Source organism: Paucibacter sp. JuS9 (assembly GCF_044043925.2).
In the GTDB taxonomy this organism is placed as follows: domain Bacteria; phylum Pseudomonadota; class Gammaproteobacteria; order Burkholderiales; family Burkholderiaceae_C; genus JAUASW01.
The window spans coordinates 1940579-1966916 of the sequence record NZ_CP194172.1 but is presented as its reverse complement, the minus strand read 5'-3'; the positions used below and the strand labels follow the sequence as shown (position 1 = coordinate 1966916).

Annotated in this window: 22 protein-coding genes; 9 read left to right on the top strand and 13 right to left on the bottom strand. The window is 67.4% G+C overall.

Annotation, left to right across the window (positions count from 1 at the left end; all coding sequences use genetic code 11):
• Nucleotides 1-115: 115 nt before the first annotated feature.
• The 4 genes from ABT392_RS08735 to ABT392_RS08720 all read left to right on the top strand — a co-directional run bounded on the left by ABT392_RS08735 (nt 116) and on the right by ABT392_RS08720 (nt 4899).
• Complete coding sequence (locus ABT392_RS08735) at nt 116-1774, top strand: formate--tetrahydrofolate ligase (protein ID WP_395386002.1); 1659 nt, start codon at nt 116-118, stop codon at nt 1772-1774.
• Nucleotides 1775-1797: 23 nt separating this feature from the next.
• Nucleotides 1798-2328: a hypothetical protein gene (locus ABT392_RS08730; protein WP_334276557.1), complete on the top strand. Its 531-nt coding sequence runs from the start codon at nt 1798-1800 to the stop codon at nt 2326-2328.
• Between the two features lie 136 nt (nt 2329-2464).
• The gene (locus ABT392_RS08725) at nt 2465-3337 is read left to right on the top strand and encodes an ABC transporter ATP-binding protein (RefSeq protein WP_334276558.1); all 873 of its coding nucleotides are present in this window, start codon (nt 2465-2467) and stop codon (nt 3335-3337) included.
• Nucleotides 3334-4899, top strand: coding sequence for a hypothetical protein (locus ABT392_RS08720; protein WP_395386003.1), 1566 nt, complete (start codon nt 3334-3336; stop codon nt 4897-4899). Before ABT392_RS08725 ends, ABT392_RS08720 begins: the two co-directional genes overlap by 4 nt.
• Here ABT392_RS08720 and ABT392_RS08715 read toward each other — a convergent pair.
• Nucleotides 4841-6283 carry a putative bifunctional diguanylate cyclase/phosphodiesterase gene (locus ABT392_RS08715; RefSeq protein ID WP_334276560.1) on the bottom strand — a complete coding sequence of 481 codons (1443 nt, stop codon included), beginning with the start codon at nt 6281-6283 and terminating at the stop codon, nt 4841-4843. The genes ABT392_RS08720 and ABT392_RS08715 overlap by 59 nt on opposite strands.
• Nucleotides 6284-6406: 123 nt before the next feature.
• On the opposite strand from ABT392_RS08715, the gene dusA reads away from it, so the two are divergent.
• The 3 genes from dusA (at nt 6407) to ABT392_RS08700 (ending at nt 9383) form a co-directional block, all read left to right on the top strand.
• On the top strand, nt 6407-7453 hold the full coding sequence (gene dusA, locus ABT392_RS08710) for a tRNA dihydrouridine(20/20a) synthase DusA (protein ID WP_395386004.1): 1047 nt from the start codon (nt 6407-6409) through the stop codon (nt 7451-7453).
• 108 nt (nt 7454-7561) lie between these two features.
• A complete protein-coding gene (locus ABT392_RS08705; protein ID WP_334277347.1) occupies nt 7562-8110 on the top strand; it encodes a methylated-DNA--[protein]-cysteine S-methyltransferase in 549 nt (182 codons plus the stop codon).
• Nucleotides 8111-8141: 31 nt separating this feature from the next.
• Complete coding sequence (locus ABT392_RS08700; protein ID WP_334276562.1) at nt 8142-9383, top strand: DEAD/DEAH box helicase; 1242 nt, start codon at nt 8142-8144, stop codon at nt 9381-9383.
• Between the two features lie 2 nt (nt 9384-9385).
• Here ABT392_RS08700 and ABT392_RS08695 read toward each other — a convergent pair whose 3' ends face one another.
• The 10 genes from ABT392_RS08695 to ABT392_RS08650 form a co-directional block, all read right to left on the bottom strand.
• Entirely contained in the window at nt 9386-10366 is a 981-nt protein-coding gene (locus tag ABT392_RS08695; protein WP_395386005.1) for a recombination-associated protein RdgC, read from the bottom strand.
• A 99-nt stretch (nt 10367-10465) separates the two neighbouring features.
• Nucleotides 10466-11122, bottom strand: coding sequence for a DsbA family oxidoreductase (locus ABT392_RS08690; RefSeq protein ID WP_334276564.1), 657 nt, complete (start codon nt 11120-11122; stop codon nt 10466-10468).
• A complete protein-coding gene (locus ABT392_RS08685; protein WP_395386838.1) occupies nt 11119-12108 on the bottom strand; it encodes a succinylglutamate desuccinylase/aspartoacylase family protein in 990 nt (329 codons plus the stop codon). The genes ABT392_RS08690 and ABT392_RS08685 overlap by 4 nt, the downstream gene beginning before the upstream one ends.
• Before the next feature lie 43 nt (nt 12109-12151).
• A complete protein-coding gene (locus ABT392_RS08680) occupies nt 12152-13090 on the bottom strand; it encodes a DMT family transporter (protein ID WP_334276566.1) in 939 nt (312 codons plus the stop codon).
• A 44-nt stretch (nt 13091-13134) separates the two neighbouring features.
• Complete coding sequence (locus ABT392_RS08675; protein WP_464970953.1) at nt 13135-13512, bottom strand: hypothetical protein; 378 nt, start codon at nt 13510-13512, stop codon at nt 13135-13137.
• A 15-nt stretch (nt 13513-13527) separates the two neighbouring features.
• The gene (locus tag ABT392_RS08670) at nt 13528-16722 is read right to left on the bottom strand and encodes an efflux RND transporter permease subunit (RefSeq protein ID WP_395386006.1); all 3195 of its coding nucleotides are present in this window, start codon (nt 16720-16722) and stop codon (nt 13528-13530) included.
• Between the two features lie 9 nt (nt 16723-16731).
• On the bottom strand, nt 16732-17826 hold the full coding sequence (locus tag ABT392_RS08665; RefSeq protein WP_395386007.1) for an efflux RND transporter periplasmic adaptor subunit: 1095 nt from the start codon (nt 17824-17826) through the stop codon (nt 16732-16734).
• On the bottom strand, nt 17823-18380 hold the full coding sequence (locus tag ABT392_RS08660) for a hypothetical protein (RefSeq protein WP_395386008.1): 558 nt from the start codon (nt 18378-18380) through the stop codon (nt 17823-17825). The genes ABT392_RS08665 and ABT392_RS08660 overlap by 4 nt, the downstream gene beginning before the upstream one ends.
• Nucleotides 18377-19561, bottom strand: coding sequence for a TolC family protein (locus ABT392_RS08655; protein ID WP_395386009.1), 1185 nt, complete (start codon nt 19559-19561; stop codon nt 18377-18379). Before ABT392_RS08655 ends, ABT392_RS08660 begins: the two co-directional genes overlap by 4 nt.
• 180 nt (nt 19562-19741) lie before the next feature.
• Nucleotides 19742-20098: a DUF2946 family protein gene (locus ABT392_RS08650; RefSeq protein ID WP_334276574.1), complete on the bottom strand. Its 357-nt coding sequence runs from the start codon at nt 20096-20098 to the stop codon at nt 19742-19744.
• Between the two features lie 124 nt (nt 20099-20222).
• Between ABT392_RS08650 and ABT392_RS08645 the strand changes: the two genes are divergently transcribed.
• On the top strand, nt 20223-21845 hold the full coding sequence (locus tag ABT392_RS08645; RefSeq protein WP_395386010.1) for an N-acyl-D-amino-acid deacylase family protein: 1623 nt from the start codon (nt 20223-20225) through the stop codon (nt 21843-21845).
• Nucleotides 21846-21878: 33 nt separating this feature from the next.
• Here the strand turns inward: ABT392_RS08645 and ABT392_RS08640 are convergent, their stop codons facing one another.
• Nucleotides 21879-23498 carry an ATP-binding protein gene (locus ABT392_RS08640; RefSeq protein ID WP_395386011.1) on the bottom strand — a complete coding sequence of 540 codons (1620 nt, stop codon included), beginning with the start codon at nt 23496-23498 and terminating at the stop codon, nt 21879-21881.
• A gap of 8 nt (nt 23499-23506) precedes the next feature.
• Entirely contained in the window at nt 23507-24157 is a 651-nt protein-coding gene (locus tag ABT392_RS08635; protein ID WP_464970952.1) for a YfiR family protein, read from the bottom strand.
• A gap of 78 nt (nt 24158-24235) precedes the next feature.
• Here ABT392_RS08635 and ABT392_RS08630 point away from each other — a divergent pair, with 78 nt between their 5' ends.
• On the top strand, nt 24236-26335 hold the full coding sequence (locus ABT392_RS08630) for a TonB-dependent receptor plug domain-containing protein (protein WP_395386013.1): 2100 nt from the start codon (nt 24236-24238) through the stop codon (nt 26333-26335).
• Nucleotides 26336-26338: the final 3 nt, after the last annotated feature.

Genomic DNA, 26338 nt, shown 5'->3' with positions numbered 1-26338 from the left:
TGTGCGAATTTCGCCCAATTGCGGGACCTGAGTGCTTGGCCATAATCGCGCGCAACCCCGCAATGCCGCGCGCTGTCTGGCGCGGCCCATCCCCACGAAGGATTGTTCCCAGCCCATGCGCACAGACATCGAGATCGCCCAGGCGGCGACGCTACAGCCCATCGTTCCCCTGGCCGTACGGCGCCTGGGAGTCCCCGAAGGGTCCTTGAGCCCCTATGGCCGGTACAAGGCCAAGCTCTCGCTGGAACAGATCGAGAAGCTGCAAGGCCGACCTGACGGTCACCTGGTGCTGGTCACCGCCATCACGCCCACGCCGCCGGGCGAGGGCAAGACCACCACGACAGTGGGCCTCGGTGACGCGCTGAACCACATCGGTCAGAACGCCATCATCTGCCTGCGCGAGCCTTCGCTGGGGCCCTGTTTTGGCATGAAGGGCGGTGCGGCCGGTGGCGGCCTTGCGCAGATCGTGCCGATGGAGGACATCAACCTCCACTTCACCGGCGACTTCCATGCCATCGCGCTGGCCAACAACCTGCTGGCCGCGCTGATCGACAACCATGTCCACCATGGCAATGCGCTCGGCCTGGATGTGCGGCGCATCGTCTGGCGCCGCGTGGTCGACATGAACGACCGGGCCCTGCGTGAGATCACCGTCGCCCTCGGCGGCCCAGGCAATGGCTATCCGCGCGAAGACGGCTTCGACATCGTGGTGGCCTCCGAGGTGATGGCGATCCTGTGCCTGGCCACCTCGCTGGCCGACCTGAAGGAGAGGCTCGGTCGTATCGTGGTGGGCTACACGAGCGGCAAAGCGCCGATCACCGCGCGGCAGCTCAAGGCCGACGGCGCGATGGCCGCCCTCCTGAAAGACGCGCTGGCGCCCAACCTCGTGCAGACGCTCGAGGGCAATCCGGCCTTTGTGCACGGCGGGCCGTTTGCCAATATCGCGCATGGCTGCAATTCGCTGATCGCGACCCAGACGGCGCTCAAGCTGGCCGACTACGTGGTGACCGAAGCAGGCTTTGGCGCCGACCTCGGTGCCGAGAAGTTCATCGACATCAAGTGCCGGCAGTCGGGCCTGCGCCCGGGCTGCGCCGTCATCGTCGCCACGGTGCGAGCCTTGCGCCATCATGGTGGCGCCTTGCAGGGGCTGGAGGCGCTGCAGGAGGGCCTGGCCAATTTGCGCCGCCATGTTGCCAACGTGCGCCTGCACTATGGCCTGCCGGCCATCGTCTCGATCAACCGCTTCGATGGCGACACGCCGGAAGAGATTGCAATGATCGAGCGTGAATGCGCAGCACTCGAAGTGCCCTGCGTGCTGGCCTCGCATTGGGCCGAAGGTGGGGTGGGTGCGGCCGAGCTGGCGCATGAAGTGGTCAAGGCCTGTTCCAGCGGCGCGGCACGGATGCAGCTGCTCTATGAAGACGAACTGCCGCTGGACGAGAAGATCGCCGCGGTGGCGCGCAAGATCTATCACGCTGAATCGGTGGACTGGGAACCCAAGGCCCGTGCCCAGCTCGGCGAATTGCAGGCCCTGGGCTTTGGCGGCCTGCCGGTCTGCATTGCCAAGACGCAGTACTCCTTCAGCAGCGACGCCAAGCTGCTGGCTGCACCCATCGGCCATGCCTTGCGGGTGCGCGAGCTCAGGCTCAATGCGGGCGCTGGTTTTGTCACCGCCATCTGTGGCGACATCATGACGATGCCGGGCCTGCCAAAAGTGCCCGCGGCTGAGCGCATCGATGTCGATGCCCACGGTCGCATCAGCGGACTGTTCTGAACTTGTCGACGAAAAGGGGAGCCATGTACAAGCGTCATTCCTTGCTGTTGATCCTTGCAGTGCTCGGGCTCACGGCCTGCGCCAGCAAGCCCGATACCGGCGCGCGTGTCGGTTCGGCTGCCGCCGCGCCGCTGAACGATCTGAATCTGGTCAAGGACAAGATTCCGCAGGCCTTGCTGGACGCCCAGGGGGCGCCGTACAAGCGGCCGGCAGACAGCAGCTGCACCGGCCTGTTGGCGGCGATACAGCCTTTGGACGAGGCGCTCGGCCCCGACATTGATGCGCCGTCGCAGCGGGCCGAGCAAGGGCTGGTTGAGAAGGGCGGTGAGGCTGCGGGTGACGCTGCCGTGGACGCCTTGCGGCGAACCGCCGAAGGCTTGCTGCCGTTCCGCGGCTGGCTGCGCAAGCTCAGCGGTGCCGAGCGCTATTCCAGGGAGGTGGCGGCGGCTGTCATGGCGGGCCGCTCGCGGCGTGCCTTCCTGAAGGGCATGGGCGCGGCGCAGTCCTGCCCGGTGCCTCCAGCAACTGCCGCATCGGCCGCCAGCCCGGCCTGAGCCTGCAGCGGCCCGTCGCCTGCATCTGCTGCCTGTCCCGGCCGCCATGCCTTGTGTCGTAGCTCGGCGGCGTAGGGGCGGGCCCCTCGCTAACCTGCCGGCTTTTCAAGCGTCGAGCAAGGCGAGGGGTCGAGCAATGTTGAGCATCCAGAACTTGGTGAAGGTGTACGGCGGCAAGCTGCGCGCGCTGGACGGCGTTTCGCTGGAGCTGGGGCCGGGCGTGCTCGGCCTGATCGGCCACAACGGCGCCGGCAAGAGCACGCTGATGCAGATGCTGGCCACGCTCACCAAGCCCACCAGCGGCCGCATCCTGCTGGACGGCCAGTGCATCGTTGCCAAGCCCGAGCTGATGCGCCGCCGCCTGGGCTATCTGCCGCAGGACTTCGGCGTGTTCCCGCATCTCACGGCGCTCGAATTCCTGCAGTACTTCGCCGCGCTCAAAGGCGTGCGCGACCCGGCGCGCATTCGCCGCCTGCTGGAGCTGGTCAACCTGGCCGAGCAGGCCAACCGCCCGGCCATCGGCTTCTCGGGCGGCATGCGCCAGCGCCTGGGCATTGCCCAAGCCTTGCTGAACGACCCGGATGTGCTGATCGTCGACGAGCCCACCGCCGGCCTCGACCCTGAAGAGCGCCTGCGCTTTCGCAACCTGCTGGCCGAGATCGGATTTTCCAAGCTGGTGATCGTGTCGACCCACATCGTCTCCGACGTCGAGAACATGGCCGAGCGCCTGGCCATCATGCGCCAGGGCAAGCTGGTGGACCTGGCGACGCCCGCGCAATTGCTGGAGCGCGCTCGCGGCCAGGTCTGGAGTGCGCAACTGGCGCTTGACCACTATGAGGCGCTGCGCGGCCAGGGCATCCACATGCTGCAGGCGCAACGGCAGGGCGGCCTGATCAACGCCCGCATGGCCCATGCCGAGCAACCCTGCGTTGGTGCGAGCGTCAGCGAACCGAGTCTGGAAGAAGCCTTGATGGCACAGCGCTATGCAGCGCAGGCGGTGCCGGCATGAACCCGGCGGCATTCAAGGCGCTGGTGCTGAACGAACTGCGGCTGCGCTCGCGCCGCATCGGTTCGCTGGTCTGCGTGCTGGCCGTCATCGTCATCAGCTGGCTGGTGGTGGCTGACCCCGCTGGTGGCCGGGCGATGATGACCATGGGCAAGCAGCGCGTGGCCTACGAGAGCCTCACGCTGGCCTTTGGCACAGCCACGATCGCCGGCATGCTGATGGGCCTGGCGGGCTTCTACCTGGTGCGCGGCCGCACGCAGGAGGACCTGCGCAGCGGCACGGGCGGACTGCTGGCCAGCGCGCCGGTTGGCAATGTCTTGTTCCTGCTGGCTCGCTGGTGCGGCGCGGTGCTGTATCTGCTGTCGCTGATGGGCGCCTTGATGCTCAGCGTCTGGGTGCTGCATCTGGTGCGTGGCGAAGGGCCTTTGCAGCCCTGGGTCTATCTGCAGACCTATCTGCTGGTGCTGACCCCGACACTGATGCTGGCCGCCAGTGTGGCCACGCTCTGCGACGCCTGGGCTCCGCTGATGGGCAAGCGCGGCGACCTGCTGTTCTTCATGCTCTGGGTGGCCCAGTTCATGTTCATGCCAGTCACCTTGAGCGCCGCGCAGCCCAGTCTCAGCGGCTGGCAGGTGTTTGATATCTCGGGCCTGACCAGCCATATCGTGCGAATGAGCGAGCTGCTGCATGTCCAGCACTTCAGCATTGGCGGTTCGCCCTTCGACAGCAGCCTGCCGGTACTGCCGGCGCCGGATGGTTTCTGGAGTCTGCAGTTGCTGGCGCTGCGCCTGGGTTCAGCGCTGCTGGCCCTGCTGCCGCTCGGCCTGGCGGTCGCGCTGTTCCACCGCTATTCGCCAGACAAGGTCAAGGCACGTGAAAACGGCAAGCTGTTTGCACTGCTGGCCTGGGTTCAACACCTGCTTCAGCCGCTGAGCCGGGCCGTGAACCGCCTGCTGCCGCTGTGTGCCCGCTGGCCGGGCCTCGCGGGTCAGGTGGCGGCCGAGACCGTGGTCAGCCTGAGTGTCAGCCCGCTCGCCTTGCTGCTCGGCGCGGGTGTGATCGTGGCCGGCGTTGCCAGCCCGGCCCATCGCCTTGGGCCGGTGCTTTGTGCGGCGGCCGTGCTCTGGGGCATCCTGATCAGCGATATTGCTGCCCGCGACCATCAGGCGCGTGCCCTGGCCTTGACCAACGTGACTTTGGGCGGCCCGCGGGCCCGCTACCTGCGCCAATGGCTGGCCAGCCTCGTCTTGGGCGTGATCTTCAGCCTGCCGGTGCTCTTGCGCTGGAGTGTTGAGCAGCCCTTGCTGGCCGCGGCCTTGCTGAGTGGCTTGATCTTCCTGAGTGCCGTGGCCAGCTTCCTGGGCCAGAGCACCGGCAGCGGGCGGGCCTATCTGTCGCTCTTCCTGTTCGGTTTCTACCTGTCGGTGCAGACGCCCAAGATGGCGTGGTTTGACCCCATGGGTTTCAATGGCTCGGCCAATGCGACCACGGTGGGCAGCTATCTGCTCATTGCACTGGCTCTGCTGGCTGCAGGGCTGGGCTTGAACCAGCGGCGGCACGCTTGAGCGGCGCGCGCACCAGGGCTTCGAATTCAGGCACCGGCAGCGGGCGTGCGTAGAAAAAGCCCTGATGCGTGCTGCAGCCCAGTTGCAGCAGGGCCTCGGCCTGGGCCGCGGTCTCGACACCCTCGGCCACGGTTTCCAGGCCCAGCTCGCGGCTCAGGCCGATGATGGTGCGGGTGATGGCCACGGCGCCAGCGTCGCCGGGCAAGCCGCGCACGAAGCTCTGGTCGATCTTGAGCTGGTCCAGCGGCAGGAGCTTCAGGTAGCTCAGCGATGAAAAACCGGTGCCGAAGTCGTCCAGCGCCATGCGAATGCCGCGCGACCGGCATTCGGCCATGCGCTCGCGCACGCCCCGGAAGTCTTCCACGAAGACCGACTCCGTCAGCTCGAACTTGATCGCGCCATGCGGCAGGCCAGGCTCGGTGACGATGTCCAGCAGCCTTTGCATCGCGCGTGCATCGCGGATCTGGCCTGGGCTCACATTGATCGACACCGTCATGCCAGCAAGCGCCGGCTCATGACGCCAGCGCAGCAGCACGGCGCAGACCTGGCGGGCCACGACTTCACCGGCTGGCACGATCAGGCCGCTGCGTTCTGCCACCGGGATGAACTCCGCCGGTGAGACAAAGCCGCGCTGCGGATGCTGCCAGCGCATCAAGGCCTCGGCACCGACGATGCGGCCCGATACATCGCACTGCGCCTGCAGATGCACCTGGATCTCGCCCGAGCCCAGCGCGCGCAGGAGCTCCGACTCCAGGGCCGAGTTCTCTTTGGATTCGCCGAGGATGGCGCTCAGCAGCGCGTACAGCATGCCCACAGTAAAGGCGGTCACCCACCATATGGCGGGTGCGCGCATTTCATCGGGCAGCACAGGCCGGAAGCCGAATCCGCCGGTGTGACCCGACAGCACCGCGAAGCTCGCCAGTGTCAGCATCGGTAGCGACCAGCGCCAATGGCGTCTGTCCTGCTGCAAGAGGAAGAAGCTGCCGACGAAGAGCGGAATCATCAGGAGATGGAGACTGCGCGGCATGGACGGCGTGGGCACATCGGTGGCCAGCGTCAGGCCCCACAGGGCCAGCAGGGAGGAGAGCGAGAACACCAGGCTGGCAAGCCTCATCAGGCGCAGACGCGTCAGCTGCAGGACGCCAACGGCGGCGAGGGCCACCGCGGCTTCGCCTAGGGCGGCTGTCGGGTGATCGATGTAGACGAAGAACAGCATCCACGGGATGGAGCTGAGCAGGGTGGCGCCAGCTCCCAGCAGCAGCACGCGGCGGCGGCGCCTGTCAAAGGCAGCTGAGGCCGGTGCCTCGGCGGCATTGAGCCGGCGGAGCTGGCTCAGCCAGACCCCGCGATAAAAGCCTGCGTCATCGCCCAGGCTGTTGTCCATCGCTGCTCCCTGCTGCTGCCCGCTTGTTCTCTGGCAGGCGTACCTGCCGCTTTTATAGGCAGTACGCCGAGTTGGCAAGTCCCGCGAAAGCGCGCGCCGGGGCAGCGCTGGGATAATGTCGCGGTGAACGCTTCTCCTCCATCGCTTTCGTCTCCCTGGCGCCTTTCGGTCGCCCCCATGCTCGACTGGACCGACAGCCCCTGTCGCGTCTTCCATCGCCTGTTGACCCGCCAGACCCGCCTTTACACCGAGATGGTGACCACCGGTGCGCTGCTGCATGGCGATGTGCCTCGGCACCTGGACTACGACGCCGTCGAGCATCCGGTCGCCTTGCAACTGGGCGGCAGCGAGCCTGCCGACCTGGCGGCCTGCGCCAGGCTGGCCGAGAAGTGGGGTTACGACGAGGTCAACCTGAACTGCGGTTGCCCCAGCGAACGGGTGCAGAAGGGCGCATTCGGTGCCTGCCTGATGGCCGAGCCCAAGCTCGTGGCTGATGGCGTGAAGGCGATGCGCGATGCGGTGGGCATTCCGGTGACGGTCAAGCACCGCATCGGCATCGACCGCGAGGAGAGCTATGACTTCGTGCGCGATTTCGTCGGCACGATTGCCGAGGCTGGCTGCGAGGTGTTCATCGTCCATGCGCGCAATGCCTGGCTGCAAGGCCTCTCGCCGAAGGAAAACCGCGAGATCCCGCCGCTGCGCTACGAGCTGGTGCACCAGTTGAAGCGCGAGTTCCCGCAGCTGACCATCGTGCTGAACGGCGGAGTGAAGAGCGACGAGGAGATCGAGCAGCAGCTCCAGCATGTGGACGGCGTGATGGTGGGCCGCCAGGCCTATCACGAGCCCTGGCAGATGGCCGGCTGGGATCAGCGCTTCTTCGGTCAGGCCGGGCCGGCCGAAAGCCGGGAGCAGGTCGAGGCGGCCTGGGTCGAATGGCTGGACCATCGCAGCCAGGCCACGCGTCGCCACTGGCCTCAGGCCATGCGGCATGCGCTGGGGCTGTGGAATAGCGAGGCCGGCGCGCGCCGCTGGCGCCAGATCTGGAGCGATCACAAGATGAAGGCGCTGCCGGCTCGTGAAGTTGCGGCGCTGGCTGATGCCGCGCGGCGGGGTATTGCGGCCGATGCCGCAGAACATCAATCCAGCAACCGCCATCCCCAGCCGGCTTGAAATGCTGCGCCTCGTCTGCCTGCTGGACGACTGCCTGAACACGCGCTTGCGGGCGGCACCCGCCGAAGCGCGGGCCTTCTGCACCAAGGAGGATGCGCATTGAAGCGGATGTTCTTCCACTGTTACGACACGCCACTGGGCACTTGCGGCATCGCCTGGAGCGAAGCGGGCGGCATCCGCGGCTCGCAGCTGCCCGAAGAAAGCGCAGCTGCCACGCGAGACCGCATGCGTGTTCGCTTCCCGTCGGCGGTTGAATCCAATGACCTGCCGGCCGCGGTGCGCCATGCCATCCAGGGCGTGACGGCGCTGCTGAGCGGCGAGGTGCGCGACCTGCTGGAGGTCGAGCTGGACGAGGAGGGCGTGCCCGAGTTCAACCGCAAGGTCCATGTCTTGACGCGGCAGATCCCGGTCGGCCAGACCCGCACCTATGGCGAGCTGGCCATGGCGCTCGGCCTGCCCGGCGCGGCACGAGCCGTGGGCCAGGCCGAAGGCAGCAACCCCTTTGCGCCCATCGTGCCCTGCCATCGCGTGATGGGCAGCGGTGGCGTCGGCACCGGTTTTTCTGCTCATGGCGGCGTGCAGACGAAGCTGAAGCTTTTGACGATGGAAGCGCGCGCCACCGGCCAGCAGGCAGGCGAACAGAGTTCGCTGTTCTGAGACGGCGGAGCCGGCAAACCTACAATCCGCCATGTCTTTTCAAACCCTGGGCCTGTCGCCCGCCTTGCTCCGCGCGGTGCGCGAGCAGGGCTACCACGCCCCCACGGCCATCCAGGCCGCTGCGATTCCTGCCGTCCTCACCGGTGGCGACCTGCTCGCCCTGGCCCAGACCGGCTCCGGCAAGACCGCCGCCTTTGCCCTGCCTCTGCTGCAGCGCCTGCTGCAATCTGCTCCTGCGCGCCAACCCCGCGCCTTGCTGTTGCTGCCGACACGTGAGCTGGCCGTTCAAGTGGGCGAGGTCTTGCGCGAGCTGGCTCGCCACCTGCCCGAGCGACTGAAGATTGCCGTGCTGTTCGGCGGTGTCTCGATCAACCCGCAACTGATGGGGCTGCGCGGCGGTGCCGACATCGTGGTGGCCACGCCAGGCCGTTTGCTCGATGTGGTGGATCACAACGCGCTGCGCCTCGATGGCGTGAGCACGCTGGTGCTGGACGAGGCCGATCGCCTGCTGTCGCTCGGCTTTGCCGAAGAGCTGCAGCGCGTGCTGGGCCTGTTGCCGGCGCAACGACAGACTCTGTTGTTCTCGGCCACCTTCCCGAAACCGGTCGAGGCGTTGGCTGCCGCTCATTTGCGTGAGCCGCGGCGCATCGAGATCGCGCCCGAGCCGGTGCGAACCGATGCGATCACGCAGCGATCCATCGTCGTGGACCAGGCCAAGCGCACGCCGCTCTTGCGCCACCTGCTCAAGGCCGAAGGCTGGGAGCGGGCGCTGGTCTTCGTTGCCACGCGCTATGCGGCCGAGCATGTGTCGGACAAGCTCTGGAACACCGGCTTCAAGGCCGCGGCCTTGCACGGCGAGTTGAGCCAGGGTGCGCGCACGCAAGTGCTGGCGGCGCTGAAGAGCGGCGAGGTGCAGGTGCTGGTGGCCACCGATGTGGCGGCCCGCGGTCTGGATATTCCGGACCTGCCGGTGGTCGTCAATTACGACCTGCCGCGCTCGCCGGCCGATTACACGCACCGCATCGGCCGCACCGGCCGCGCCGGCGCCACGGGCATGGCCGTGAGCTTTGTGCCGGCGGCGGCCGAAGCGCATTTCCGCCTGATCGAGAAACGCCAGGGCCAGCGCGTGATGCGCGAGCAGATCGACGGGTTCGAAGCGAGCGAAGAGCTGCCCTTGTCCGACCCGAACGGCGGCATCAAGGGCAAGCGGCCGAGCAAGAAGGACAAGCTCAGGGCGGCCGCCGCAGCGGCCGCGTCGGGCTCAGTCGACTGATTTCAATCCCAGGGTGCGGCGCCCTCCAGCGCCGTTTCTTTGACCAGCGTGGGCTTTGATGTTTCCGTCGAAGCGGGCGCCGAGCCGAAGAAGTCGTGCTCGCCGCCCAGGCCTTCGATCAGCGCCGGGATCAGCTCGCCGAGTTCCAGCGTGGAGAGCGACATGTCGGCGTCAAACGCCTCGTCCTTGGCCGGCTTGTCCTTGCCTTCGAAGACCAGGTCCAGGAAGGAGATCTTCTTGATCTGCAGCGTGTCGGTCAGTATGAAGGACACGCGGTCGCGCCACGAGAGCGCCAGCTTGGTCGGCGCCTTGCCGCTTTGCAGGTGCATGCGCACCTCTTCGATGTCGAGGGCGTGGCGGGCGTAGCGCACGACCGACTTCATCTCGTCGCCGCTCTTCAATTCGCAATCGCGATCGATGGTGAACTCATGCGGCGGCTGGCCGTCCATCAGCCAGGCGGCCATGCAGACGGCAGGCGACTCGGCAGTCTGGATCAGGTGCAGCGACAGGCCGTCCAGAGACTTGATCAGGAGGCTCACCACCTCTTCGGCACGTGCCGGGCTCGAGGCGTCGATCATCAAGAGGCGCTGCTGCGGCGCGATCCAGACGCGGATGCTGCCCTGCTTGGTGAAGGCCATCGGCAGCAGTTCCTGCGTGGCGAACTCCTTCATTTCCTTGAGCGCCTTCTTGCCCGGCTTGCGGCCGTTCTGCGCTTCTTCGGCGGCGGCCATTTCCTCGACGCGGCGCTTGACCACCGAGCTCGGCAGCACGCGCTGCTCGACCATCAGCTTCAGGAGCAGGTGGCCGTCAATGGCCTCGACCAGCACGCCGTGCTCGACGCCGCGCGGCGGCACCCAGCCGATGGACTGCGCCTGCGTGGCGCCACATTCAACAAAGCGGCCCGCGGCCAGCGCTTCTTCGATCTTCTCGACGTCGGCCTGCCACTCGGCGCCGACGCGGTACACCATCAGGTTCTTGAACACTTGCTTCTACCTGCCATCAAGCATGGGGACTGGAAATGCAGCGCGCCCCGTTGCGTTTCACAACGGGGCGCGCCGATGAAATCAGGGCTTGATTGTCGCTCAGCCCTGGGCCGCAATCTGCAGCAAAGCCTGCTGGAAAACCTCAGGGGGCTGGCCGCCCTGGATAAGGTGGCGGTCATTGATGATCACCGAAGGCACCGAATGGATGCCCTGGCTGTTGTAGAAGGCCTGGCGCTCGCGCACCTCGGCCGTGTACTGGCCGGAGATCAGCACTTCATGCGCGGTCGCGGCGTCCAGACCGACCGAGGCCGCGCGCGCGACCAGCGTTTCATGGTCCCCGGGGTTGAGCCCATCGGTGAAATAGGCGCCAAGCAGCGCCAGTTTCAGGTCGCGCTGGAAGCTGCCGCCCTGCAGGCCGGCCCAGTGTAGGAGGCGATGGGCGTCGAAGCTGTTGTAGATCCGGTCCCGTGCCTCGACGCTGAACTTGAAGCCCAAGGCCGCGCCGCGCTCGCGGATCGCCTGGCGGGTGGCCTGCAGCTGGTCGAGGCTCGCGCCGTACTTGCGCTGCAGGTGCTCGTTGATCTCCTCGCCTCCGGGCACCATCTGCGGGTTCAGCTCGAAGGGCTGGAAATGCAGCTCGGCCTGAACCTGGCCTGCGAGGTTGCCGAGCGCCTGCTCGAGCGACTTCAGCCCGATGGCGCACCAGGGGCAGGAGACGTCGGAGACGAAATCGATCTTGAGCTGTTTGGCTGTCATGGCTTCAGTTTCCGGTCGCTCGGGCGGGCCAGGTAGAACCATTCCTGGCCTGGCTGCGCCTTGTTGTTGGGAAAGACGATGCGGCCACCGCTGGGTGCGTGCACCGGCTTGCCGTCATGCCTGGTGCCGATCAACTGGCCTTCGCTCACTTCGTCGAAGCTGGCCCATTCGCGGGCGAACTGGTCGTCGGCATGCTCACGGTCGATCACCTCGTAGAGCTGCAGCACTTCGATCGGACGGTTCGGGTCGGCCAGCTCCACGGCACCCGGTGCGATCATGCCCAGAAGCGTCAAGGTGCGCAGGATGGCCTTGTAGGCGACCTCGGGGCCTTGCGGGTCCACATGCTGGCCGCATTCCAGCGTGATGCAGTAGCCGCCCTGGCTGCGCATGTATTCGGTGGTGCCAACGCCGTAGTGCGGGTCCTGCACCAGGCTGGCCTGGCGCGAGCCGTCGCCCTGGCGCGCGGCGCGGCGCTGCAGGCCCAGCGCATAGGTCGAGAGCCAGCCTTCGACGATGCGGCCGGTGCCCACGCAGGCAGCGAGCGCAGCCTCCGCCTTCTCGTGGCGGAAGGGCTCCAGATCGCCATCGTTGTCACGCGGGCCCATCATGGCGAAGGCCGGGCCGGGGTTGTTGAAGCTGTGCAGGTCTAAGAGCACATCGGCATGCGCCAGCCACGGGCAGAGCTGATTGGCGATGCGGTCTTCGAAGTCCTGTGGAATCGGCGCCGGGCGCAGGTTGCGGTTCAGGTTGCGCTCGCCTTCACGGCGCTGCAGACGGTGCGCCAGCGGGTTGACGATGGGGATCATCGTCAGCGTGCCGCACAGAAGCGTCAGCTCGCCGGCATCGAATTGCTTCAACACGCGCTCGATGCCGGCCACGCCAGCGGTTTCGTTGCCGTGAACGGCGCCGGTCACCAACAGCTTCGGGCCCGGCTTCAGGCCGGCGAGTTGGTGGATGCGCAGATGGGTCGGATGGGGCGTCGTCATGATGATTTGCAGCAAGGATTGGCCGTCATTCTCCGGCATGAGCTCAAGGCTTGGCCGGTCCGGGGGTATAGCTTTTCTGGCCAGACTCATGAGCGGTGGCCGGTGCGGTGGTCGCGAGCACCACGCCAAGCAGCGCCAGGCCGTAGGCCAGGGCCTGCACGAGGCTCAGCTGCTCGCCCAGGAAGGCAATGCCCACGAGGCCGGTGGCCAGGGGCAGGAAGACCATGAAGACACCGGCCTGCGCGGCGGGAATGCGCTTCAGGCCGGTCATCCACAGCCAGACGGTGATGACGCTCGCGGCGGCGGCATAGCCGAGCAGCCCCAGCCATTCACTCAGCGCAGGTATGCCGAAATCGAAGCTGGCCGCCTGCCACAGGCCCAGCGGCGTGACCAGGATCAGCCCCCAGCCATTGATCAGCGCACTGATGCGGCGCGGCGAGAGACTGGCCGTGAGGCGCTTGCCGATCACCACGTAGGCGGCTTCGCAGAACACGGCCGCCAGCAGGAGCAAGCCGCCGAGCAGGCTGGTCTGTGCCTGGCCGCCTGGGCGGTCGAAGGCCACCAGCGCGATGCCGGCCACGCAGCAGGCAATGGCGAGGGCGACGCGGCCCGAGATGCGCTCCTTCAGGAACATCCAGCTGAGCAGGGCCACTGCGGCCGGAATGCCCGCCATGATGACGCCGGCCGCCAGCGCTGAGCTGCGCTGCAGGCCGAACAGCAGGCAGATCGAGAACAGGAAATTGCCGACGAAGGATTCGAGAAACAGCAGCCCGTGCGTGCGAGCGTCCAGCGGCGCTTCGCCCGGGTCCTTGCGCAGCCAGGGCAGCATCAGCACGGCGGCCAGGCCGAAGCGCAGCCAGGCCAGCAGGAAGACCGGGAAAGCGGCCAGCAGGAGCTTGGACAGGCCGATGTAGCTGCCGACCAGGCTGGTGCTGAGGGCCAGGCTGCCATAGGCCAGCCAGCGGACGTGGGTGGAATTCATGGGGCTTGGTGCGGGGGAAAGGGGGATCGGTGCGCAGCGGGTCCTCAGCGCTTGTGCCGCAACTCCAGTTTCAGCCGGACCGGCTGTGTGCCCTTGTTGCTCCACATCCAGCAGTATCCGTGGTCGAGTTCGACCTTGAGTTCGCCCGCGCGCTTGCTCACGCCGTTCTCACGGGCCGGGTAGCTGACCTTGTCGCCCTCGTGATAGTGGATGTTGAAGTTCATGGGGCCGTCGGCCTCGAAGGACCAGGTCACCTGCTCGCCGGCCTTCAGCGGCCCGCAGACCTCGGCGAACTTGCCTGGGGCAACGTCGAGCGCCTGCGCATGGAGTCCCGCGTCGTTCCAGCGGATCTCCTGCACCGCGCCCGAAACCGTACCGGCCACAGCCAGCGCCATGGCGACAAAAGTGTTCTTCATTTGCATGATTCCGTTCCGAGATCAAAGGGCCTCCTGGCTGGCGCCTGCCAGCAGCCTTTCAGTGGCACGGCGGCCAAAGCGCCAGTAGAGCAGGGGCGTCAGCAGGGTGTCGAGCAGGGTCGAGCTGACCAGGCCACCGAAGATCACCACGGCCACCGGATGCAGGATTTCCTTGCCCGGCGCATCCCCGGCCAACAGCAGCGGCGTCAATGCGAAGGCCGCCACCAGGGCGGTCATCAAGACCGGCGTCAGCCGCTCCAGCGAGCCACGCACGATCATCGCCTGGCCGAAGCTTTCGCCCTCGAAGCGGCAGAGGTTCACGTAGTGGCTGATCTTCAGGATGCCGTTGCGCGTGGCGATGCCGGCCAGCGTGATGAAGCCCACCATGGTGGCCACCGAGAGACTCACATCCGCCATCCACATTGCCACCACGCTGCCAATCAGGGCCAACGGGATATTGGCCATGATGATGGCTGCCAGGCGGGCCGAGCGATAGCGTGAGTAGAGCACCAGGAAGATCAGGGCCAGCGAAATCAGCGAAAGCGCAAGGATGAGCTGGGTCGCCTGCTCCTGCGCCTGGAACTGGCCCTCCAGGCTGATGAAGCTGCCGGTGGGCAACTCCGTCTTGGCCACGATTTCGCGGATGTCCGCAATCACATGGGCCATGTCCGTGCCGTCGGTATTGGCATACAGCACGATGCGCCGCCGGCCGTTCTCGCGGCCGATCTGGTTCGGGCCATCGGACTCCTCGATGCTGGCGAAGCTGGACACGGGCAAGCGGCCGGCCGGCGTATCCACCAGCATGCGGGCCAGGTCTTGCGGCCCGCGCTGGCCTTCCGGCAACCTCACCAGCAGCTCGTAGCGGCGCGCGCCATCGACGATCTGCCCACTCGGGCTGCCGTCGGTGAGCGCCTGCAGGATGCGCAGCGCCTCGCCTGGCGCCAGGCCCGTGCGGGCCAGGCGTTCATGGTCGATGCGCACCAGCATCTGCGGAATCAAGACCTGTTTCTCGACCGTCAGGTCCACCAGCCCCGGCAACGGGGCGAGCTGCTGCCGCAGTTGCTCGGCCAGGCCGCGCAAGGTGTCGGTGTCGTCACCGAAAACCTTGATCGCGATCTGTGCGCGCACGCCGGAGAGCAGGTGGTCCAGCCGGTGCGAAATAGGCTGGCCGATGGAGATCTGTGCCGGCATCGACGCCAGGCGCGCCCGCACCTCGGCCAGCAGCGCCTGCCTGTCCACGCCCTTGCCGCCCTGCTTCAGGTCGATGTCGATCTCGGAGGAATGCACGCCTTCGGCATGCTCGTCGAGCTCGGCACGGCCGGTGCGGCGGCCCACCTGCGCCACACCTGGCACGGTGGCGATCAATTGCTCGGCCTGGGCGCCCATGCGATTGGTCTCGGCCAGCGAAGTGCCTGGGTTGAACAGCAGAGACAGCACCAGCGATCCTTCGTTGAAGGCCGGCAGGAAGGTGCGCGGGAAGAAGGGAATGCTGGCCGCCGCCGCAGCCACCGCCAGCAAGGCCACCGCCACCAGCCGCTTCGAGCGCGGGAACGACCAGCGCAGCAGCCGCGCGTCCCAGTGCTTGAGCCGTGCGACCAGCGGGCTGTCGCCATGGTCAAGCCGCTTCATGCCGGGCAGGAGGAAGCTGCACAGCACCGGTGTCACCGTCATCGAGACCAGCATGGAGGCGAGGATGGAGACGATGTAGGCGATACCCAGCGGCGCGAACAGCCGGCCTTCGATGCCGGGCAGCGCAAACAGTGGCACGAAGACCAGCACCACAATCACCGTTGCATAGACGATGCCTGAGCGCACCTCCACGCTGGCCTGTCGCAGCAGCTCCAGCAGCGGCAGGGGATTCGCAGCTGTGCGGTTGGCCTTGAGCCGGCGCAGGATGTTTTCCACATCGACCACCGCATCGTCCACCAGCTCGCCGATGGCAATGGCCAGGCCTCCCAGGGTCATCACGTTGATCGACTGGTCCAGCAGCCGGAACACCAGGGCCGTGACCGCCAGCGATAGCGGAATCGCCAGGAGCGAGATCAGGGTCGTGCGGGCGGACAGCAGAAAGGCGAACAGCACGATCGCCACCATCACCGCGCCGTCGCGCAGGGCCTCGCCGACATTGCCGATGGATGCTTCGATGAAGTCCGCCTGGCGGAACAGCACGCGTGGCGCCGAGAGGCCCTTGGGCAGGCCCGCCTTCAGTTCGGCCAGGGCAAGGTCGATGGAGCGGCTCAGGCGCACCGTGTCGGCACTCGGCTGCTTCTGTACGCTGATGACCACGGCTGGCCGGCCCTGGTAGCCGGCGTCGCCGCGCTTGATGGCGGGAGCGAAACGCACCTGGGCGACCTGTTCGAGGCGCACCGGGCGGCCGTCTTTCCAGGCGACCGCCAAGGCCTGCAGGTCTTGCAGCTTGCTGGTGCGCGACAGGTGGCGGATCAGGTACTCGCGGCCATTCAGGTCCACGAAGCCGCCGCCGGCATTGCCAGCATAGCCGCGCAGCGACTGCTCGAGCTGGGTCAGCGAGAGGCCCAGCTGCGCCATTTTCTGCAGGTCAGGCTCGACGCGGAGCTGCCGCACTTCACCACCGATGGGCACGACCTGCGCGATGCCGGGGATGCTGAGCAGCCGTGGCCGCAAGACAAAGTCCACGTACTCACGCGCCTTCATCGGAAGGGATGATGACCCCTCGTCCGCCGAGTACGCCGGCCGATCCCCCGAGGGGATAGCAGACGCCTTGGGGCGGCCCGGCGCCGTCTGTTCCTGCTCACCCAAGGGCAGGGCGATCAGCATCACCTCACCCATGATGGACGAGACCGGACCCATGGTCGGCGACACGCCTTCAGGCAGCTGGCTGCGCAGCTGCGCCAGGCGTTCGGCCACCAGCTGGCGGTTGCGGAAGATGTCGGTGCCCCAGTCGAACTCGGCATAGGCGATGGACAGGCCAACGCCCGAAGTCGAACGCACGCGGCTGACGCCGGGCATGCCGTTGAGCGCGGTTTCCACCGGCACGGTGACGAGCTGCTCCACCTCCTCGGGCGCCATGCCGCCGGCTTCGGTCAGCACCGTCACCAAGGGCTTGTTGAGATCGGGAAACACATCGACCGGCGTGCGCCAGGCGCTGATGAGGCCATAGGCCATCAAGAGCGCGGCGAAGGCCAGCACGAAAAGCCGGTTGCGCAGGCTCGCTTGAACGATCCAGTTGAAGACCATGGGTGTTCCTCAGCGGATCTGCGCGACCAGGGCAGCGCCCTGGATCACCACGCGCTGGCCGGCCGCAAGGCCTTGCGTGACCAGCACCGTGCTGTCATCGAGCGGCTGCGTCTGCACCGGCGCCGGGCGGTAGCGTTCGGCGCCCGTCTTGACCCAGACCACGGCCTCGTTGGCAGTGCCGCGCACCACGGCGGCCGAAGGCAATTGCACGCCCTTGCGCTTGTCGCTCAGCTGCACAATCACGCCGACGGACTGGCCTTGCGACAGCGCCGCATCGGCCTTGGAGCGGATGCGGAAGTTGATCGGCAAGACACCGTCGCGCAACACCCGTGCTGCGCCCAGCAATTGCAGCTCCGCACCGCCGGGCTCCGCCAGCCTGGCGCCGGCAATGCGGCTGGCGAGCGCTGCGTCGGTGCTGGTGGCTTCGATGATCCAGCGCGCCGGATCGACGACCTCGACCAGCAGCTCGCGGCTTTCGACGATGGCGCCGACCTTCAGCTCGCTGCGCGCCACGACGCCAGAGATCGGCGCACGCAGCGCTTCGCGGGCGCTGATGCTCTCGGCCACGCCCTTCTCACGGGCAGCGAGCGAAGCAAGCTCGACGCGCGCGACCTCGATGTCCTTGCGAGGCACCGTGCCTTCCAGCGACTCGAGCCGCTTGAGGCGACTCTCGGCCAGCAGCCGTGCAGCCTGCAATTCGCTGCGTTGCGCCTGCTGGGCGGCATAGGCATAGGGCTCGGCATGGTGGCGAACCCAGGCCAGCACCTCGCCCGCCTGCACCTTCTGCCCGGGCAGCGGCAGGCCGCGTGGACCCGCCTCGATGCGTCCGCCGTGAGCAGACTGGACCTGGCCGCTGGCGTTCGGGTCGGCGATCACGCGGCCGGGCAGCTGCAGCGTGGCAGCCGCTTCGCTCTCGGCCGCGAGGACGGTCCGGATGGCCATGCGGCGCTGGGCCAGCTTGGGCACCTGCACGCTGCCGTCCGGCAGGCGCGCGAGGCCGCCGCTGCCGACGGCCGACGTCTCCTCGTGCTTGTCGCCGTCGGGGCCGTGGGCGAAGGCTGTGCCTGCAAGCAGCAGCGCGAGTGTCATCAGCGCGGTCTTCATGCCAGGCCTCCCTTGAAAACCGAGCGACGCAGCGAGCGGCGGCGCCACCAGGCGGCGGCCGCAATCAGCGGCGCAGCGAGCCCGGCCCACAGCCAGGGGCTGCGTCCTTGGCCGTGACCTGCATGGACGTCGGTCTGTTCGCCGGCAGCGGTCACATGCAGCACACCATCGAGCAGGTCAGCTTCTGCGCCTGCGCGCACGGTGATCACCAGCGCATGCTCGCCCGGCGTGGCCAGCAGCGTCAGGAAGGCCTTGTCGTCGACCTCGTAGCTGCCGCTGTCGGCATGGAACGCGGCCTTGGCCTTGCGGCTGCCAGACTCCAGTTCGACGCTGGCGTTGAGCACGGGTTCGTTGCTGGCATAGCGGTCGATCATCAGCGAGAGCTCATTCACATCGAGCCTGGCGACCAGCTCGAACAGCTCGGTATGGGCTTCCAGCCTTGGCAAGGCGGTGGTGGCGGCAGGTGGTGGCTTGCTGCCATGGTCGTCACCGCCATGGGCGAAGGCTGCCGCGCTGGCCAGCAGCAGGGCTGGCAATGAGAAGAGGTGTTTCATGGGATCAATCCAAGAGCTTGTTGCAGCCGGCCATGGGCAACGGCAAGTGCGGCTTGCTGGCGCGCCGCCGAGGCTTCTGCCTGGGCGGCGGCGGCGAGGGCGCGCAAGAGTTCGGGCAGGGCGGTTTCGCCGGCCTTGAAGGCCTTGTCCAGCCAGTCGGCGCGTTGGCGCAGCAGGCTGGCGCGTTCTGCCTCCGCTGCCGCCTGCGACTGCGCTGCGCTGAGAGCCTCGCGGGCCAGGCTCAGCTCGGCATGCAGTTGCAGCTGCAGGCGCTGCCGCTGCGCGAGGGCCAGGTCCTGCTCAGCCAGCGCCGCAGCTTCCTGTGGGCCGCTGTGGGTCTCGCTGCCGATGGGAATGCGCAAGCTGAGCGTGACACTGTTCTGCCCGGGCTGGCCCTGGCCGGGCCGCTCCTGGCGCAGGCCCACGCCCACCTCCGGCGGCGCGTTGCGCTGGCTGCGCAGCTGGGCCAGGCGCTGGCTGCTGCGCTTGACGGCGGCATCGGCCAGCTGCAAATCCGGATGGCTGTCCAGCACGGCCGGGGCATTCGCCGACCCTTCTGCGGGCGGCAGTTCCTGCAAACCGGTCATGAGCTGCCAGGCTGCGTGTTGCGTGGCGAGCGCCTGTTGCAGCTCGCGCAACTGGCTCGCAGCAGCCAGCGTTTCGGCGCGCGCGGCGAGGCCGTCGGCCGGCGCCAGGTCACCAGCCTTGACGCGGCGATCCACGTCGGCAGCCACTTGCGCCAGCAGTTGCTGTTGCAGCTCGGCCTGCCGCACATCTCCCGCCAGCAGTTGCAGCTTGCCCGCGATCTCGCGCAATTGGCCGGCCAGGCGCAGCCGGGCGGCCTGCTCGCTGGCTGCCGACCATTCGGCCTCGGCCTGGGCGCTCAGGTTGTTGGCCTGGCGCTGACCTGGGCGCCACAGCGGCGCGGCAAGTTCCAGCTCGGTCTCGCGCTGATCGCCGATGGCGCCGCGGCCCTGGCGCTGGCTGATGCCCAGGCTGGGCGGCGCGGCGAGCCAGGAGCCGGCAAGCTGCCGGTCGGCCTCGACACGCCGTTGCCGGCCCTGCGCTTCGGTGGAATCGAGAGAGCGGGTCCAGGCCGCTTGCAGTGCCTGGCCGAGCGTCAGCGGCGTCGGGGCCGTCTTGGCGCCTTGCGCAGAGCTGCCGCCCGCCGCTGCCAACAAGGCGAGCAGGCAGGCAGCACGCCATGGCCGAGGCCATGGGCTTGCTTTTGATAAGCGATTCATCAGTGACGATCATCTGTGCGGTGAAACGCGGCCAGATTGGGCTGCGTCAAGGCGGACAGCTGCCGCAGGCCGGCCATCGGATGGACCAGCACCAGGCGTCGCTGCCGCGACCAGGGATCAGATCGTCGGTTTGGGAGGCCGCTCGAAGGCGGGCAGGAAGGGCAGCGCAGGCTCGCTGGCCAGCGCTTCCAGTGGCGCATCGGGCCGCAGCATGGGCAAGGTCAGCCGCAGGTCCTGGATCAGGGCCGGGCAGAACATGCAGGCATCGTCCATCGCATGCTGGGTCGAAGCGCCGGATGCATCCTTGTGCACGCCGCCGTGCTCATCATGGTGATGGTGGGCCTGACCCTCGAAATGCATCAGCGCATGCTGCTGCGCCTCGCCCTTGCGCACGAGCACTTCGACGCCCGCAAACGCCAGCGACTGCCAGCAAAGGCAGAAGGCAATCAGCAGGGCGACGAGGCGGCGGGGCATGGTCGGCAGTGTATCGGAGCGGGCGGCCAGCGTACGCAATGCGGCCTGTCCGCGGGTATCGGCTCTTGCCCGGCGCATGCAGCTTTTCATAATGAGGGCGCCCCCACGCTTTTGTCTTCAAGCCATGCTTTCAACCCGTTCTACCTTGCGCCGCCTCAGCTTCCTGCTCGCCTGCGCTGCTCTCCTGACCCTTGGCTCCTGCGGCAACGCACCGCTGCAGGTCAAGGAGCCCGCCGTGGACCTGTTGATCCGCAACGGCCGCATCGTCGATGGCAGCGGCAACGCCTGGGTGCGTGGCGATGTGGCGGTGCGGGGCGGCCGCATCGTGGCCATGGGCCAGCTGGGCACGGTGCAGGCCCGGCGCGTATTCGACGCGCGCGACCATATCGTCGCGCCTGGCTTCATCGACACGCACGCCCACATCGAGGGCAACCTGTTCGCGCGGCCCACGGCCGACAACTTCGTTCATGACGGCGTCACGACGCTCATCACCGGCAACTGCGGGGCCTCGGACGAACTGGGCATCAAGGCCTTCTTCGAGCGCATGGCCAAGGAGGGCGTGTCGGTCAATGTGGCCTCCCTGGTCGGTCACAACACGGTGCGCAAGCAGGTGATGGGCCTGGAGCGCCGCGCGGCCACGCCTGCGGAGCAAAAGCGCATGGAAACGCTGGTGGACCAGGCGATGGACGACGGCGCCGTTGGCCTTTCGACCGGCCTCATCTATTTGCCTGGCCTCTACAGCGACACGCCCGAGGTAGTGGGCCTGGCCCGCGCGGCGGCGCGCCACCACGGCGTCTATGCCTCCCACATCCGGGACGAGGGCAGCAAGGTGGTCGAGGCGATCAACGAGGCGCTGGACATCGGCCGGCAAGCCGGCCTGCCGGTGCAGATCTCGCACTTCAAGGTCGGCGCGCCGGCCAACTGGGGCCGCTCGCGAGAGACCCTGGCCTTGATCGAGAAGGCCCGGGCCGACGGGCTGGACGTGACCATCGATCAATATCCGTACACCGCCAGCAGCACACAGCTGAGCGTCGTGCTGCCCGATTGGGCAGTGGAGGGCGGCCAAGCCGCGATTGCCAAGCGCCTGGCCGACCCGGCCGACCGCGTCCGCATCGCCGCCGACATCCTGAAAAGCGCCCAGCGCAACAAGCGGCCCGATTTTTCCTATGCGGTGGTGGCCCGCCATTCGCCTGAGCCGGCGCTGAACGGTCGCAACCTCAGCCAGATCAATCAGCAGCGCGGCCGTCCGGCGACCATGGAGGCCGAGATCCAGACCCTGCTGGACATCGTGCAGGCCGGCGGCGCGCAGATGACCTTCCATGGCATGAGCGAAGAGGACGTGCGCCGCATCATGGCCTGGCCTTTTGCGATGGTCGGCGCCGATGGCGGCGTGCAGAGCGGCACCGGCATGCCGCATCCGCGCAGCTACGGCACCAATGCACGCGTGCTCGGCAAATACGTGCGTGAAGAGCAGGTGATGCGATTGGAAGAGGCGGTGCGCCGCATGACATCGCTCGCGGCCCAGCGCTTCCAGCTGAATGACCGCGGCCTGCTGCGCCCGGGCTATGCGGCCGACATCGTGATCTTCGACGACAAGACAGTGCGAGACCGGGCGACCTTCGAGCATCCGCACCAGCTGTCCGAAGGCTTCGACCTGGTGGTGATCAATGGCGTGGTGACGATGGAGGCCGGCAAGCACAGCGGCGCCAAGGCGGGCGCAGCACTGCGCGGGCCGGCGGCCCGCTAGCCACAGCAATGCACGCTGATGTCCAGGGTGGGGTCAGCTGCCTGAGGCCTGGCTGGCGCCGCCGGCCGTGCGAATTCGATCTGGCGTGGCTTCGTCGGCCGGCTCCGGCGCGTGGATCGGCAGGCGGATCGTGAAGCTCGTTCCCTCGCACACGGTGCTCGCCACCTTGATCGAGCCGCCGAGTGTCGACACCACGATGTTGTAGACGATGTTGAGCCCCAGGCCGCTGCCGCCCTGGCCCATGCGCGTGGTGAAGAAGGGGTCGAAGATGCGGGCCAGGTGGGCGGCTGCGATGCCACTGCCGTTGTCGCGCACCTCCAGCAGCACGTGTCCTTCGCTTGTCGGTCGATTGCGAATCAGGATCTGCCCGGCTCGGCCCAGCTCCGGTCCAAAGGCATGGATCAATGCATTCATCACCAGATTGGTGATCACCTGCCCGAGCGGGCCGGGGTAACTGTCGAGTGCCAGGCCCGGTTCGATGTCGATTTCCACCGAGTGCGCGCCGTACTTGAACTGATGCCGCAGCGTGTCCACGACCTTGCCCACGATGTCGGCGAGGTCGAAGCTGCGCCGCTGCTCGCTGGTCTGATCGACGGCCACCTGCTTGAAGCGCGAGATCAGGTGGCTGGCGCGTTCGAGGTTGCGCTCGAGCAGGTCGGCGCCGGCATCGAGCTGCTGCAGCGCGTCCAGCGCGGTCGACTTGCGCAGCGTGCCGTCGGCGATTTGCTGCCGCAGCCTGCTGATCATCGGCGGCAGCGTGCTGGCCACGGTCACGCTGTTGCCCAGTGGCGTGTTCAGCTCGTGCGCAATGCCTGCCACCAGCGAGCCGAGGGAGGCCAGCTTCTCCCGCTGTATCAGCTCGCTTTGCGCCAGCCGCAGCGAGTCGAGCGCTTCCTGCAGTGAGCCATTGGTCCGGGCCAGCTCGGCCGTGCGTGCCTGCACGCGCGCTTCCAGTTGCGCGGTGAGTTCTGTGATCTCCGTCAGCATGGCGTTGAATGCGTCGGCCAGGCTCCCGACCTCGTGCTTGCCGAGGTCGGGAGCGCGCAGTCGGTAGTCGTGGCTCTCGATGATCGCGGTAGCCACATCGCGCACGCGTGAGATCGGCCGCGTGATGACGCGCTGCAAGCGAAGCGCCAGGGCCAGCGCGGCCGCAAGCCCGACCGCCAGCGCCAGTGCCAGCGAGATCATGCGCGTGCGTGCACGCGCAGCCAGCGGCTGGGCCGAAGATTCGATCTGCACGGCGCCGATCACCGACTCACCAGAAAAGACCGGCACCTGGACCCGGGCAACATCGCCGTCGATGGTTTGCCAGACCTCGCTCGCATTGCCCATGGGCGTGCAGGTGTCGGCAGCCTGCTGGCCGATGACGAAGGCCGGGTTGTCGGTGCTGTACAGGCAGGCGCGGCCGACCTGATCCAGCCGGGCGAGGGCGGTCAGGTTTTCACGCGCCGTTGCCTCGTCCGTGAAGGCGATTGCAGCGGCGCTGCGATTGGCGACGAGTTGCGCCAGCGAGAGCATTTCGGCCGCGACGGCCTCGCGGCTCTGGCGCCGGTCCGTCAGGTGCAGCAGGCCGCCGGCGATCAGCAGGGCCAGCGCCACCACGGCCATGGCCATCATCAGCAGCTGGATGCGCAGGGAATACCGTTGCAGCATCGCTGTCCTCAGTTCCTGGCTTCGCCGGTGACCGAGATGGCCACTTCGATCAGCTTGGCACTGACGCGCAACTGGGCACGCTTCAGGGCGTCGAGGTTGAGCGACCAGCGCAACTTGTCTGACTGGCTGACGAAGCCTATGCCAATGCCCTTGCTGGTGACGTCTGGCGCGCTGCTGATCGTCAGCACCGGGGCGTTGCCCAGGCCTCGCGCGAGTTCTGCATTGCCGAGCGCTTCTTGTGGATCATCGATATAGAGCACATGGCAGTTGCGCGCCTCCGCCAGCGAGCGCACCTGCTGCACCGCGATGGCGCGCCCCTTGGAGCGCCGCTTCTCCAGCGCCTTCAACGACTCCCCGAAAGGATCGCGGCCCAGCAGGCACAGGCGCAGCGGAGCCTCCTCGGCGGCAAACGCGCTGGGCGGCCAGTCGATGAATTGGCTGAAGTTGAAGATGAAGGCGGCTTTCAGCCGGTACTCGTCGCTTTGCACGACCGGCTCCGCGTGGAGCGGCGCCAGCAGCGTGCACGTCAGCAGCAATCCGGCCAGCACAGGGCGGCCGTAGCGACTGCGATGAGGACGCAATACGGTGAAAAGCATCGGTGTCCGTTGTTCCAGCGCTTTTGCCCTGGGTGTGATTAAACTGTACCGCGACACAGCCACGGAACGCTCTCTCACATGACCCAGGCTGCGAAGGGAAAGTACCTGCTTGCGCTTTTGTTGAGCGCTGGCTGCGCTGCGATGGCCGCCGAGTCCGGGCCTGACAAGGAACTGCTGGATCTCAGCTTCGATGAGTTGCTCGAGGTGCGCGTGGCCAGCTCCGCCACGCTCGCGCCGACCAGTACTCTGGTGGCGCCGAGCCGCATCACGCGCATTGAGCGTGAGGCCATCCTCGCGTCGGGCGCGCGCAGCCTCAATGAGCTGCTCGAGATGCAGGTGCCCGGCCTGCAATGGGTCTACCACAGCTTCGGCATGTCGCACCTGGGCATGCGCGGCATCGTCTCAAACCGCGACGACAAGTACCTGCTGCTGCTTGATGGTCAGAACCTCAACCATTTCTCTCATGCCGGCGCTTACACCGAGCGTGACCTGCCGCTGCTCGGCGACATCGACCATGTCGAAGTGGTACATGGTGCTGCCGCGGCGGTGAACGGTTTGGGTGCGGTGGCGATGACGATCAACATCATGCAGCGTCGGGCAAGCAAAGCGGGTTGCGAGGGTGGACTGAGGGCGGGCGCTGTCGAGCGTTTCGCCAGCGTCGAACTCTCCTGCGCCGGTCGCCTTGGTGCGCTGCAATGGCAGTGGTTCGGTGGCGTGGCCGACTATGCGGGTGCAGCGAATCGAGATGCGCCGCTGGTGTTCGGCACGGCGCTGGGCACGCGCTGGGGCGATGCCGTGGGCGCGGATGGCCGCACGGACGCCTTGCCCTTCAGCGCTGACAGGGCGCAGTACCGCGATCGCGCACCGGTCAAGCTGGCGCTGCGCTGGTGGGACGAGGGCAGCGACGGGCACCTGCGCTACACCCGCGGGGGCGAGATGAGCGCTCCGTCGGTGCTGCAGGTGGCGCTGCGCCCCGTTGGCAATGCAAGCGCGAGCAGTCCGCAGCCGTATGCAGCGATGGAGTTCGGCTACCAGCAGTTGTCCGCGCACCAGGAATTTCGACGGACGCTGGGCGAGGCACGCTGGAGCGCGTCCGTCGAGGCGGTCAGCACCGACTATGAGGAGCGGGCCCCGGTCTTCGGTACCTTGTTCACCAACCGCGAGGACCGGGTCGCGCTGCGTGGCCTCTGGCGCCAGCGCGTCCAGGCGCATGAGCTCAGTGCGGGCGCAAGCCAGGAATGGCGTTACGTCGGGCGGCGCAGCCCGGGCTACCCGGATCAGGTGCCCAGCTCCGAGATCTATCCCGGGGGCATGCCGGCCTGGGGCACGCGGGCACTGTCCGGCTTTGCCGAAGACCAGCTCAAGCTGGGCGAGCACTGCACGCTGATTGCCGGCCTGCGCCTCGAGAAGCATTCGACCGCCGGCTTCAGCACCTCGCCGCGGGCCTCCTATGGCTGCCATGTCTCGGCACAGGGTCACCTCACGCTGGCAGCCTCGCGAGCGCAGCGCGCGGGTTTCGAGGACGAGCTGCATGCTGGCGGCTCCGGCGGCCACGCCTTTGAAACGCAGGACAGCCTGGAGCTGCTCTACCGCTGGCGCAGCAGCCAGTACGGGCATGTGGACCTGAATGCCTTCATCAACCGGCTGCGCGTGATCGGCTTCGTCCAGACGGCCGAGAATCAGGTGCGCAGCCAGCCGGTCGGTACACAGCGCAGCCATGGTGTCGAGGCATCTTGGACCGGGCGCTGGCTGGGGGGCGAGTTCAGCGCTTCGCATGCCTGGGTCGGCCTGGAGTCATTCAGCCTGGCGCCGGGTGTCACCGACACGCAGGTCACGGCCGCGCCCAATGGCTACGGCCGCAGCCTCAATGGCTACGCCAATCATCTGAGCAAGCTCACGGCCCGCGGTCCGCTGGCGCCAGGAGTCAGCTGGTGGGCCAATGCCGTTGTCTATCACGGTTTCTCCGGGACCGCCGACCGGCTGCGCTACCTGGACAGCCTGCGCCTGCGCGGCGGGCTGGCGGCCACCTCGGCCGACCCCGCAGCCGTGGCGGATCGCAATGTCTATTTCAATGCCGGGCTTCTCTGGAAGGGCGAGCAGGACCTCGAGGCCAGTCTGCATGCCTACAACATCGCCGGCTGGTTCGACGAACGCCTCAACAAGCGCAACTACCTCAACCATGTGAGCCAGGTTCGGCTCCAGGCGCCATCGGTTTCGGCGCAACTGCGCTGGCGCTGGTAGCGC